Source organism: Roseofilum sp. SBFL, from assembly GCF_017746885.1.
Taxonomy (GTDB): Bacteria; Cyanobacteriota; Cyanobacteriia; order Cyanobacteriales; family Desertifilaceae; genus Roseofilum.
The window spans coordinates 1-13,173 of record NZ_JAGHZH010000142.1 but is presented as its reverse complement, the minus strand read 5'-3'; the positions used below and the strand labels follow the sequence as shown (position 1 = coordinate 13,173).

The window sequence follows — 13,173 nt, the reverse complement described above, 5'->3', positions numbered from 1 at the left end:
TGTTCTCTCTCAGTTTAGGTGGGGAATGGGAAGATGGGGACGCAAGCGAGAAGATAAGCAACCTTATCTTCAATGTTTTCTAAAACTTGAATTGTTTTTTAAAAAGTGTGTAATACTAAAGAGGTAGTGGGGGAAGAAGGTACAGTTTTGGCGAGTGATGTCGGAGGTAATACCGGTTTGGAAATCGATGTTGACGGGTGAGTTGAAGGCATGGGAAGTTATATTGAATTGAAGGAGTTTAGAAAGGTTCAGGAGTATCAAGCCACCCTAATTCTTGTTTAACTCGGTTCACGGCTGGTATCATACTGTTTCTGCCAGATAAAATTTTGTATCGTTTGTTAGGATCTCTAGAAGTTGGGTTTGGTCTAACTAAATTGTCTACCCATAAATTACTACCTATTGACCAATCTAGTTGAGAGAGTTTCCATACTTTGTGAGAATCAAAAACATTTTGGTGGGAATCATACGTCAGATAAAATAAATGTCCTAAAATTTGTAAGCCAGCACTTATACTCAAAATACACTGATTTTGGAATCTGACCACATCTTCCCAAGTTAAAGTTTCAAACTCAGTTTCAAAAATATACTTCGTGTCACTACAATTTTGGAAAAATTCGTTGCAACAGTTAACCAAAACATTAGATGAAGCTTCAACATCATAATCTTTCAGTTCTGCTTTATTATTATTACTGAAAGCACAACTCACAAATTGAACAATATAATTAATCTTATAAATTAGCTTGTATTCTTTTCGTGTGGCTGGTGTGACTTCGGATTGCTCAGTTTTCTTGAAAAACATTGGGACAACTTCAATCAATTTTTTAGCTATACCGATTCGCCCTTCAAATTCTCCAAATGATACAAGTAGGGATTTGTCCAAAGGTCTAGTATATGCCATGTCACGAAAATCAGTTTGACATTGTTTTAGGTCTGATTCTAGAATCAAAGTGATAGGAAAATATTGATTTCCAATGATTTGGATGTCTGGACTCCTTGTTAAGTCATCGATTGCACGGATTCTATGTTGTCCATCAGTAATGTCTAACTTCACATTACCGGGAATCACGACTAAACCCATACCTCGCCCTAATTCAATAAGCTTAATTTGGGAACCATCAACATTAGCTGTGATTGTTCCTAGTACCCATGGCCTATTTTTGCGAACCCTTTCTAGAATATATTTTTTAATTTCTTCAGCATGTTTCTGTAAAACTGGACGATTTTTTCCAGAATCTGGATTATTCTTGGTAGAAGGTTTAGCTTGTAAAAGATTCGATAGATCGTAAGCAGGAACATTGATTTGTAACATCTTCCGGCCTCCTTGATAAAAAATTAAGGCAGGATAGCACCTATGTTGGTAGTATTGAGCAAAGTAGGGGCTTAAAACTTCATCAAGTGCTAATGGCTGTTGGGTGTTTGAGTCACTATGTGTAGACATATTGTAAGAATCTAGTAAAAACTTGTAACTAACTGATATTTTAATATGGTAACAAAAAAAAGTCACATTACCAACTCCCAAAATACTGATTTTTTGTCATGACAGCAACTCAGCCTTCACTCTTGCCACAGCGTACCGTTGATGAGTTTATCATTACGATTGAGAAACTCATTGAGGAAATTCAGGATCTTTACTGTCTAGATGAAATTCCTTGGGTGATAGGATACAGTGGTGGTAAGGATTCAACCGTAATTTTACAGCTTATCTGGAATGCCTTATCTAGACTACCGATAGAGCGCAGAACTAAAACGGTTCATGTCATCACCACAGATACTTTAGTTGAAAATCCTATTGTTGCTGCTTGGGTAAAAGAATCGATCAGAAATCTTAGAAAGTCGGCAAAAGAGCAGGCAATGCCCATTGAGGCTCACTTACTTTATCCAAATTTCAAAGATAGTTTTTGGGTTTGTTTGCTGGGTAAAGGGTATCCTGCGCCTCGCCCAGGTTTTCGGTGGTGTACAGATAGAATGAAAATTCAGCCAGTGAACTTCTTTATCCGAGACGTGATTAGAACTTATGGTGAAACTATTGTTGTTTTAGGAATTCGTAAAGCGGAAAGTTTTGTACGTGCAACACGGATAGAAAAATATGAAGCTAAAAGAGTGCGTGAGCGCTTAAGTCCTAATCCCTGCTTACCTAATTCCTTAATATATAGCCCAATTGAAGATTGGCGAACCGATGAAGTTTGGATGTACCTCATGCAATGGGAAAATCCTTGGGGAATCAACAACAAAGATCTATTTTCTATGTATCGGGGAGCAACTGCCGATAACGAATGCCCCCTAGTCGTCGATACTTCAACTCCGAGTTGTGGAAGTTCTCGGTTTGGTTGCTGGGTTTGTACGATGGTAAATAAGGATAAATCAATGGAAGCGATGATCCAAAATGATGAAGAAAAGGAATGGCTGCAACCCCTTTTAGATATTCGCAATGAACTAGACTTAAAAGATGATCGAGACAGACGAGATTTTCGGCGCATTTATGGAAAAGTAGAACTGTTTGAACGCAAAATACAGGGAACAGATAAAAACACAGAACTTCAACCCATTCCCGGCCCCTATAAAAAAGAATGGCGCGAATACTTACTGAGACGACTGCTCGAAGTACAGGTAAAAGTTCGCAAAACTGCACCGCCAGAAATGGGAGAAATAACATTGATAACTCTGGAAGAATTGAGCGAAATTCGCCGCATTTGGTTAGAAGAAAAACATGAATTTGAGGATAGCTTACCGCGAATTTATGAAGAAGTTACGGGAGAAGAATTTATTGATCGCCGTCCAGAGGGCGATCGTACCCTGCTCGGTATAGACGAGTGGAGCGTTCTAGAAGAAGTCACTGATAAGGACTCCATGGAATTTGAGCTACTGGCGAGACTGCTCAATACCGAACGCCAATATCAAAACAAAGGCAGTCGCTCCGGTATTTATGATGCTTTGAGCAAGTGCTTTAAATCGAGTTCTCGCGAACAAAATGAAGCCCTGAAAGATGCCTATCTTCAACATGCTATCAAAAACGCCGCTTTAGAAGGGGACGCGCAGAAAGTCGAATACTTCATTAAAAATCCTGAAAAAGCTAATCCGAACCATCCAGACAACCAACCCGAACCCGAACCCCCAACTCAACAACTCAGTTTAGGTTGGGGAGACATCAAATTTAGTTCCTCGTCTGAATCCCTATAATCAGAAACCCGGTTTCTAATTACGCTAAAAACCCCATCATTTTTAATTGATATGATTTTCTTGGAACTTGTTTTAGAAAACTTCGGCCCTTATAAGGGGAGACAAGTCCTCAACCTGCGTCCGAACGATGGTAAACCTATACTGCTGTTAGGAGGAATGAATGGAGGAGGGAAAACCACCCTTATGGATGCCATTCGCTTAGTTCTCTATGGACATCGCGCCGAATGTTCTACACGAGGAAATCTCAGTTACAGTAATTTTCTGAAACAATGTGTTAACCGCCATATTGAAGATCGAGAAAAAACTCGGTTAGAACTGTTAGTGCAGATTATTTCTGGCGATAGCAGTAAAATTGCTAAAACGGATACTCTAAACCCTGATGATCCTGACTCTCAATTCTATACTGAACTGCGAATCATCCGCTATTGGACAAGGCAAGACAGTAAAGATACCCTGGGAATTCTGAATGGTAAGGGTGAATTTCCCGAAAATACCCTCAGAGACACCTGGGATGATTATATCGAAAACTTGTTACCTTTGGGCATTTCTAATCTGTTTTTATTTGATGGCGAACAGGTGAAAGAATTGGCCGATCTTGATGCTCCTCCTCCGTTAGTTGTGCAAGCCATTCAATCTTTATTGGGATTAGAATTAGCCGATCGCCTGGATACCGACTTAGAGATCTTATCCCGTCGTCACCAAAAGCGGATCGCGGATAAGCAGGAATTGGGTAATTTAGAGGAAATTGACCGCCAGCTCAAGGGTTATGATGGGGACAAGGAGCGCATTGCCCAAGAAATTAAGAATACAGAACATATGCTCAAACGGGCGGTTAAAAAGGCTAAAGAAGCCGAAAATACCTTTGTTTCCGAAGGGGGGAAAATCGCCGCCGAACGCCATCAGCTTGACTTACAGAAAAAGAGCGAGGAAGCCAAAATCCAACAGACTCGGGATGCACTGGTGAGTTTAGCTGCCAGCTCCTTACCCCTGAGCTTGATTGAAGACCTGATCGAGCCGGCGATCGCTCAAGGAAAAGCGGAACAGGAGTCCCTGAAAGCAGAAATTTCGCGCGATCGCATTCAGGAGCGCGATCGCCGTTTGCTCGACTATCTGCATACCCTGCAACTTCCAGATTCCCAAACCACAGATATTGAAGCTTTTTTACAGCAAGATTACCACAGTTTAGCTCAAGAAATACTAGCCCCCGAAAACACCTGGTTGCACGCCACTCCCGAAGAGCTAGAAACCCTAGAAAAACTAATGATCTACGATATTCCCACGCAACGGGAAAAAGCCAATGCGGAATCCAAATATCTAGAAAAATTAGAACAGCAACTGATGGATATCGAGCGCAAACTCACCGTGGCTGCTTCTCCCGAACGCTACCAAGAATTAATGAATAAAAAAGAACAAACCAACGACAAAAAGACCAAATTAGAAATTGATTTAGAATACAAACATCGGCAACTGCGAGAGCTTGAGCGCAGCATCGACGAAGCGAAAAAGCAACTCAAAGAGTACAGCGATAAATTTCTGAAGCGGGAAAATGCGACCCATATCATCAATTCCATTGCTAGGGTGAAAACGATACTAGAAAAATATCGAGAAAAATTGACTCTGAAAAAGCTCAATAAGCTTGAAAACCAAGTTACTGAATGCTTCCGCTACCTACTTCACAAATCTGACCTCGTTCAGCGCGTCGTGATTAGTACTGAAGATTACAGCTTATCCTTGTATGATTGCGAGGGGCAACCCCTGCCCAAACACCGCCTATCTGCTGGAGAAAAGCAATTATTGGCGATCGCCTTTCTTTGGGGACTGGCTAGAGTCTCCGGTCGCCAACTTCCCGTAGCTATTGATACTCCACTTGGTCGCCTAGATTCCTCCCACCGCCAAAACCTGATCGAGCGCTACTTTCCCAGCGCCTCCCATCAAGTTATTCTCTTGTCTACTGATACCGAAATTGCCCCAACTGAAGTCAAAAATCTACGCTATCAAGAAGCCATTACTCGCGAATATCTACTGAAATACAACCCCACTGACGGCCAAACCACCATCGAAGACGGTTATTTTTGGTAAAGGATAGGGAGACAGGGGGGAGGGAACAATAGACCCATCCGGATTGTATCAATCTTAATATTCTTCTATAAAAATTTCCGACAAAGGACAAGCAAACTCAGGCAAAAAAGGAGAGGTTAACACATCCTCAATTAATAGAGTTAATTCTAATTTCAAAACCCCATTCTTGCGGCGATAGACCTCTATCTGTTTAGCTCTCCAGTTAGCAATCCAGTATTCTAAAACTCCCCTAGATGAATAGAGTTTTAACTTCACTTGGCGATCGCGCCTTTCATTTTCTGTACCTGCCGATAAAACCTCGATCGCCAGTTCAGGTGCGCCCCGGAAATGTCCAGATTCATCAACTAAGGACGTATACGTTTCCTTCTGCATCCAAATCACATCCGGAATCACATCATCCCCCTCACTAAACAATACACCCGCACCCATAACTGCATACCCTAACCCAGTTCTTTTTGACCAAGTTTTCAACTCATAGTAAAGATTTCCACAGGTATCTTGATGCTTATTATGAGGCGCTCTAGTCACGAATAGTTCTCCATCAATAATTTCATAGCGGTTGCTATTATCAGGCAGTAAATCCAGGTCAGAACTTGTCCAACGTAATTGAGTTTCTCGGTTAGAAGTGGCGATCAATTCGTTCATGGCACTATAACGCTACGCGCTGGTAATGGATAAATTTTTAAGCAGTAGGGTACGTGAGCAACAGCGTAACGCACCCTACATAAACTAGAGATTAGAGGGCTTCGGTTAACTGGGTTTTCGCTGTTTCTAAAGCTGTGGGTAACTGACTGGGATCGCGCCCTCCGGCTTGGGCTAAATTGGGTCGCCCACCGCCTCCACCGCCACAAATTTTGGCAATTTGACCGATAAATTTACCGGCTTGTAAGCCCTTTTGATTGACGGATTTACTGAAGGCAGCGACTAAACTGACTTTATCAGCTTCGGGAACGGAACCTAAAACGACAGCGCCTTCACCGAGCTTTTGTAATAACCGTTCGGCAGCCGTTTTGAGGGAATTGGGATCGACATCAAGCTGTGCAACTAATACCTGTACTTCACCGACAGATTCTGCTTGGGAAAGCAATTGATCCGATTTGGCGATCGCCAATTCTCCCTGTACTTGCTCTAACTGCTTTTGTGTTGCTTTTAACTCAGTTTGCAGGCTACTCACCCGCTCCACCAATTCCTCGGGTTTGGCTTTAAAGCGATCGCCCAATTCCCGAACCACCGCATCTCGCACTTGCAGATACTCCCGCACCGCAGCCCCAGAAACCGCCTCAATCCGGCGCACTCCTGAAGAAATCCCGGTTTCAGAGACAATCTTAAACAAGCCAATTTCTGCCGTGTTCTGCACGTGGGTTCCCCCGCACAACTCCATGGACACCCCTGGATAGTCCACCACGCGCACCGTATCGCCATATTTCTCGCCAAACATGGCTGTTGCACCCTTATCCTTCGCCCGATCGAAAGGCATAATTTGTACATCCGCCCCGTGCGCTTCACTAATCCAAGTATTCACCAAATCCTCAATTTGTTCTAACTCCTGAGCTGTGAGAGGGCGGGGACAATTGAAATCAAAGCGCAGACGGTCAAACCCGACCGCAGACCCGGCTTGACCAATATCAGGATCGACAATTTTCTTCAGGGCGGCTTGTAACAAATGGGTCGCTGTATGATTGGCTTGGGCCCGCATCCGACAAGCGCGGTCAATCTGCGCGGTTACTGAGTCTCCCAGGCTTACGATTCCCCGTTCAATACGGCCAAAATGGATAAAGAAATCCGACTCTTTTTGCACATCATCAATCCGAATTAACACATCCGATCCCGACAAATAACCGCGATCGCCCACTTGCCCCCCAGATTCTGCGTAAAATGGAGTTTTATCTAAGACGATTTGTACTGACATTCCCGCTTCAGCAATTTCCACGGACTTTCCGTCTACTAAAAGGGCCTGAATTTGCGCCATCCCCGACCGTTCCGTATATCCCGTAAACTGAGTCGGATGGATATGTTCAGCCAACCGATCCAAAGACCCTTGCACCATCAAATCAATGGTTTCATGGGCCCCTTGAGAAGTCTCTATTTGGAGTTGCATCGATGAGTTGAACCCTTCCTGATTTACGGTCAACCCTTGTTCTTCGGCTATTTCCATGGTTAATTCCAAGGGGAAACCGTAGGTATCATAAAGCTTAAATGCGTCTTTACCCGAAATTTCCGTTTGTCCTGCCTTTAAGACCTTTTCAATCATCTCTTGCAGCAGCTTTTCACCCCGTTCTAAGGTGGTTAAAAAGCGCGATTCTTCCTGCTGTAATTGCGATTTAATCAGGGTTTCCCGCTCCCGCACATTGGGGTAAGCTCCTTCGGAAAGGGCGATCGCCACTTCAGCCACTTTTTCCGTAAATAATTCCGTAATTCCCAACAACCGGCCGTGACGCACTACCCGACGAATTAACCGACGCAGAATGTAGCCCCGGCCAATATTGGACGCACTCACGCCATCAGAAATCAAATGTACCACAGCGCGCACATGATCCCCAATCACTTTCAGGGAAACCTTCGTTTTTTCATCACTTTTGTCATATTCAATTCCGGCACATTGAGCTGCGGCTTCAATAATCGGAAAAATCAAATCTGTCTCATAATTATTGGGCACATCTTGGAGAATTTGCGCCATCCGCTCCAACCCCAGTCCCGTATCAATATTTTGGTTTTGCAGGGGCGTTAAATTGCCTTCAGAATCCCGGTTATATTGCATAAAAACCAGGTTATAGAATTCAATAAATCGGGTATCATCTTCGAGATCTAAGGTTTCATCTCCCAATTCTGGGTGAAAATCATAGTAAATTTCCGAACAGGGGCCGCAGGGGCCAGTGGGGCCGGATTTCCAGAAATTATCCTCTTCTCCCATGCGCTGAATGCGATAGGCGGGAATGCCAATTCGATCGCGCCAGATAGCAAAGGCTTCATCATCATCTCGGAATACACTGACAACTAAACGCTCTGGGGGGAGTTGAAACACCTTGGTGGAGAGTTCCCAAGCATAGGCGATCGCTTGTTCCTTAAAATAATCCCCAAAGCTAAAGTTGCCCAACATCTCAAAAAAGGTATGATGCCTGGCAGTACGTCCCACATTCTCAATATCATTGGTGCGGATACATTTCTGAGACGTGGTAGCACGGGGAACTTCAGCCGCACGCTGGCCCAAAAATATGGGCTTAAACGGCAACATTCCGGCGATCGTCAATAATACGGTCGGGTCTTCAGGAATGAGGGACGCGCTCGGTAAAATCTTGTGAGAGCGCTGGTGATAAAAATAGAGAAAGGTTTGCCGAATTTCAGCACCGCTCAGGGATGGAAGAGATGGAGCCATAGCAGTTTCCAAGTTATAATACATCTTTATTTTAAGAGAAACCTGGCACGCGATCGCCCATGTCTATTATCGAAACTCAGCACCCAACAACCCCTGTACCCGAAATCACAGAAGATGCTATCTTTCCTTCAGGTGAAATAGAAAGTGATGAACCGGAATTGGAAAGTTATCTCCACTTAGCCCAACTGATGGTACTGCTAAACAGTTTAGAGTGGCATTGGCAATCTCGCCAAGACTTCTTTGCTGCCGGTAACCTCAGTATTTATTACACTCCTCCCGGACAGAATGTTCCCCGCGTTCGCGGCCCGGATTTTTTCGTCGCTATGAACACCGAGCGCAAACCGCGAAAAAGTTGGGTCGTCTGGCAAGAAGGGGGCAAGTATCCCGATGCGATTGTTGAAATTTTATCTCCAAGTACCGCCCAAACCGACCGTACAAAGAAAAAGAAAATTTACCAAGACACCTTTGGCACTCCCAACTATTTCTGGTTTGACCCCAACCCAGAAAGTTTAGAATTCAAAGGCTTCCATTTAGTCAATGGCAAATATGAAGAAATTCAACCCAACGAACAAGGCTTGTTGTGGAGTGAGCCGTTAGGATTATATTTAGGAATTTATCGCCAACAACTCCGTTGGTTTACGCCTGAAGGTGAGTTAGTTCTAACGCCTGGGGAGAGTGCTGCACAAGAAAGAAAAGCTAAGGAAGAATTGCAAGCAACTAACCAAGAATTGCAAGAACAACTCCAACAAATGGAAGCCATGCTAGCCCAATATCGAGAACAATTGCGAGACTTGTCTGAAGACAGATAACCCAAGGCGGGTAGGGTGGCTCTGTCGATCGACAATCTGCTAACAACGTTAGAATTGGATAGGCGATCGCGCCTATCTTTTTAATTCAACTGCTTCGAGTGGCGATCCAACCGCCAAATAGATAGGTTTGGTAAAATTTTAGGGGCTTGATAAAGCCGGCCTGATTTAAAAGAGAAAATAATTCCCTCTCGGAGATAAAGTCTACATCTCTTTCTATATGTTCTCGATCCCGATCCAATTGCTCTTCAGAGATACCATGGCGTGCGTAAGACATGAGCCAAGCATTCAGCAATCGACGAAATTCAAGCGTTTCTCGATCGCCAAACAGATCGGCGATCGCTAGAATTGCCCCGGGCTTCAAATTCCTAGCAAGTGAACTGAAGTAGGCTAACTTTTCTTGCTTATCTCTAATGAAGTGAGCAACAAAGATAGATGATGCGCCATCAAATCCACCGGGGAATTTATAGTCATTCACCTTGCTGTTGACCAATGTGACTCGACTCTCCATCTCCAAATTTTTGATCCTCTGATGGCAAGCATTGAGCATATCGCAAGAAGCATCAACAGCAACAAAACTCCAGTTGGGAAAAACTTTTCCGAGGTTTACGATTTCTTTCCCAGTTCCAGCCCCTGCCGAAAGAAAATTAGCATTTTCTGGTAATTCTTGCAACCAAGAGATTAACATTTGATGTAAAGCATCATAACTGGGACAAAATGAGTGAATTTTACGATCGTATTGAGCAGAAAAGTTTTCATCAAAGTACTGGGTGACATCAAATTGATTTTGTGCTTGGGTCATAACTATTCCCTATTCCTTAGCGCGAAGCGCTGTAATATTATAGATACTCTCTAGTATAGCAGGAGTGAATTCTTTTATCTAATTTGATGCATTAGAAAAAGATGGAGAGGAAGGGGAAGAATAACCCCATGCCCTCATCCATCGATAATGCACTATTTTAGATGAAAGACTCCACTCCGATTCTAGCTTTATTTTGAGGGAGAAGAAAGGGACAAACTTGACATCTGAATTAACGGGCGATCGCCATATAACAGCTCTGGATACTTTTCCCCCAACTCAGATAGTACCTTAAAATGCATCTCTTCCCCAATTCCCAAAGACAAGCGTACCTGAGTCAACAACTCTAAAGACTCCTGAGAACCTGTCATCTTCTTCTCCAACATTTCCCGCAAAATTCCTTGGTAAACCCGCACCTTAGACCCTTGACTAAATCCAGGCAGTACCTTAGCCAAAACATAGACTTCTTCTGCTTTGAGATCCTCTAAAGAACGATTTTCTAGGAATTCAGAAAAATTGAAGTCTAACTTACTCAGTTGCCGACGCAAGCTACTGGCTACACTCTCTTTATGGTAGGTACTTAACGAGCGATTCCAAGTTCGATAAAACCAGGCAGCGCTTAAAATTGGAACCAGAGCTTGAATTCCCCACTCTAGCCATTTTGGAAATAACTCTAACGTAGAATGGGTTCCCACAGAAAAGAGAAAGTTAAATGTCACAAAGGTGGAAAATGAAAATAGATGATGGCGCACTTTTTCTACTGAAAATTCTCGGTCTTGGCGTAGACAATAGGCTTTATAGGCTTTTTCTAGACGGCATAAGATTCCATAACTCCCTAACGTGAACACTGAAAATGTCAGAGGAACGGCAATCAATCTGGGAATGGGAATTGCCCGATTGAATCCATAGAATCCAGGGGTCAAGATTCGTTGCACTTGCTCCCCATCATGGGTCCAAGCCCCAGAGAAAAAGTAGTCTAAGTCCCCAGCATAGAAAATGTAATATAAATAAAATGCCAACACTAGCCCCACATAGCCATAATGGAAAAACTTACGCTGTGAGTCTTTCAAAGAGTCCCAATAACTGCGTTCTGCGTCAATGTCAAAGCAAGCAGATTTACAGGCAACGCAAGCACTTTTTTCTTTCCCGGTTTCATCGATCGCCCGGCACATGGATTGGGTAATCTTAGAGGTGGTTTTTTCATGGGCCGGACTGCCCCATAATGCCCTGGGACCGGTGTAGAATAATTCCACTGGCCCCATGGGGCAAACATATTGACACCAGGTTTTACCCGCGAATAAATAGCCGACAATTATACTGGCTAAAATAGTGGCACTCAGAAAAGCAGCCAACAGGAGACGATGGGAGTCTAAAAATAACATTCTCAGGCACAAACCGACAAACAGAAATCCAAACTGAAAGGCGATATGATGGCGACCAAGCCAAGAGTTGGGGTCAATTTTTACTGCTTCAGAGCGCACTTTACCGGTGCGAGGATTGGTGGTTTGTTTTTGCCGTTGAATTCCCCATAAACGAGGCAGTTGGGAAAAGAAGGATAGGGGACACATTCTGCGCCAACTTTCATGACCGAAGAGAAAAACGATACAGATGACTGCACCGATAATGACCCCCCAAAAGAGTCGGGTGGCGATCGCATAGGGACGCTCAATAAAACACTGCCCTTGCACCGTCATCACCTCGTGACACTCTTTGGGATCGAATAACCTCGGATCGAGACGCAGTAAGCTCCAGTGGGTATCGGGATGGGTTAACAGGGGTGAAATGGGGTCATAGATCAGAGACACAATTAAAAGCAACCAGGCGATCGCCAACAGCGATCGTACCTTTCTCATCTGCTTCTCAGGAACATTCTGTAACATCGTCAGTACCTCCTTGAACTTGTCTCCATCCTAGGAAACACAGCTAGAGGATGACCTGACTCTAAACACCCAAATCCACCTCACACTAGCACTAACCCCCCCTTCACAAAAAGACTAGAGCGGTCTAGTTCCAAAGGACTAGGCGATCGGTTATCGGGACTTAAACACGAAAAATGTTCAAAGATACGGGACATCGTAAAAGTTATATTAAGGCTTATAGACTGTATGGGTAAATTGTTGAAATTCTTCAAGGGTGGGAACGCTTGCTTGATGCCGTTCCAGCGTGTAGTCACCGCTGCCAACTTCGAGTTGCTGAAGGAAGCGCAACATACCAACGACTCCGAGCGAATCAATCAAAGCTTTGTAGCCATTTTTTCTAATTTCAGCTTGTTTCATGGTTTGTATTTTCCTCTTGTAATCGGTTCATCAACCAAACAACTGGATTTTCAACCGGGATAGTCACTATTTCAGGATATTGCTTGGCTTTTCGCAGAAGTCGATCGTCGGTGGTCAGAAAAATATCGACGGACGCTGACTGGGCAAATGCCAAATGCAAGGCATCGTAGAGCTTAAATCCTAGCTGCATCAACTCCTGGGCAGAAGTTTCAATTTCTGGCGTGGAGGAGAGATGGGTTTGAGCAATGGATAAGGTAGCTTCTAGCTGTTCTTGCTTGGATGAATCGGTATTTCTGGCGATTTCAAACCGAATTGCATCACTACTGAGTAGTAACCACTCTCGATCTTCGCATTTTTGGAGGATAGACAGCATTGCTTCAGCTTCAAGTTTGACTTTTGATTGTTGCAAGTCATCCAGTGGACGGTTGAGGCAACAGATATCAGCATAAATGACATAGGCCTGGCTCATGGCTCACCTCGAACGATCTGCAATTCTGCTTTGCCGGTTGCAGCATCCGTAGTGTTGACATCCTCCCCGGTCTAAAGACACGGGGATTCCTAAACCTCACAATTTAGGTTTCTGCTTCATAGCAGTTGCCTTCACAGATTTACTCAGATCGGGTCTTACACTCGCTCCACAGACTGACACCGCAAGTCCTGCGG

Annotated in this window: 10 protein-coding genes; 3 read left to right on the top strand and 7 right to left on the bottom strand. The window is 43.9% G+C overall.

The genetic code is table 11. From position 1 onward, the window contains the following. Positions 1 to 238: 238 nt before the first annotated feature. On the bottom strand, positions 239 to 1,438 hold the full coding sequence (locus tag J7545_RS14820) for a DNA sulfur modification protein DndB (RefSeq protein WP_318698359.1): 1,200 nt from the start codon (positions 1,436 to 1,438) through the stop codon (positions 239 to 241). Between the two features lie 98 nt (positions 1,439 to 1,536). On the opposite strand from J7545_RS14820, the gene dndC reads away from it, so the two are divergent. Together dndC and dndD are read left to right on the top strand one after the other, a co-directional pair. Next, on the top strand, positions 1,537 to 3,177 hold the full coding sequence (gene dndC, locus J7545_RS14815) for a DNA phosphorothioation system sulfurtransferase DndC (RefSeq protein WP_318698360.1): 1,641 nt from the start codon (positions 1,537 to 1,539) through the stop codon (positions 3,175 to 3,177). A gap of 51 nt (positions 3,178 to 3,228) precedes the next feature. After that, positions 3,229 to 5,256: a DNA sulfur modification protein DndD gene (gene dndD / locus J7545_RS14810; protein WP_318719765.1), complete on the top strand. Its 2,028-nt coding sequence runs from the start codon at positions 3,229 to 3,231 to the stop codon at positions 5,254 to 5,256. 54 nt (positions 5,257 to 5,310) lie between these two features. Here dndD and J7545_RS14805 read toward each other — a convergent pair whose 3' ends face one another. Then, on the bottom strand, positions 5,311 to 5,901 hold the full coding sequence (locus J7545_RS14805) for a Uma2 family endonuclease (RefSeq protein WP_318698362.1): 591 nt from the start codon (positions 5,899 to 5,901) through the stop codon (positions 5,311 to 5,313). A gap of 91 nt (positions 5,902 to 5,992) precedes the next feature. After that, complete coding sequence (gene alaS / locus J7545_RS14800; RefSeq protein WP_318698363.1) at positions 5,993 to 8,629, bottom strand: alanine--tRNA ligase; 2,637 nt, start codon at positions 8,627 to 8,629, stop codon at positions 5,993 to 5,995. A gap of 59 nt (positions 8,630 to 8,688) precedes the next feature. Between alaS and J7545_RS14795 the strand changes: the two genes are divergently transcribed. After that, positions 8,689 to 9,438 (top strand): Uma2 family endonuclease, encoded by a 750-nt coding sequence (locus J7545_RS14795; RefSeq protein WP_318698364.1) that lies wholly within the window; start codon positions 8,689 to 8,691, stop codon positions 9,436 to 9,438. Between the two features lie 85 nt (positions 9,439 to 9,523). Here the strand turns inward: J7545_RS14795 and J7545_RS14790 are convergent, their stop codons facing one another. The 4 genes from J7545_RS14790 to J7545_RS14775 all read right to left on the bottom strand — a co-directional run bounded on the left by J7545_RS14790 (position 9,524) and on the right by J7545_RS14775 (position 12,979). Continuing rightward, positions 9,524 to 10,237, bottom strand: coding sequence for a class I SAM-dependent methyltransferase (locus J7545_RS14790; RefSeq protein WP_318698365.1), 714 nt, complete (start codon positions 10,235 to 10,237; stop codon positions 9,524 to 9,526). 188 nt (positions 10,238 to 10,425) lie between these two features. Further along, on the bottom strand, positions 10,426 to 12,114 hold the full coding sequence (locus tag J7545_RS14785) for a 4Fe-4S binding protein (RefSeq protein ID WP_318698366.1): 1,689 nt from the start codon (positions 12,112 to 12,114) through the stop codon (positions 10,426 to 10,428). A gap of 207 nt (positions 12,115 to 12,321) precedes the next feature. After that, positions 12,322 to 12,510: a hypothetical protein gene (locus J7545_RS14780; protein ID WP_318698367.1), complete on the bottom strand. Its 189-nt coding sequence runs from the start codon at positions 12,508 to 12,510 to the stop codon at positions 12,322 to 12,324. Then, positions 12,497 to 12,979 carry a PIN domain-containing protein gene (locus J7545_RS14775; protein WP_318698368.1) on the bottom strand — a complete coding sequence of 161 codons (483 nt, stop codon included), beginning with the start codon at positions 12,977 to 12,979 and terminating at the stop codon, positions 12,497 to 12,499. Before J7545_RS14775 ends, J7545_RS14780 begins: the two co-directional genes overlap by 14 nt. Positions 12,980 to 13,173 lie beyond the last annotated feature (194 nt).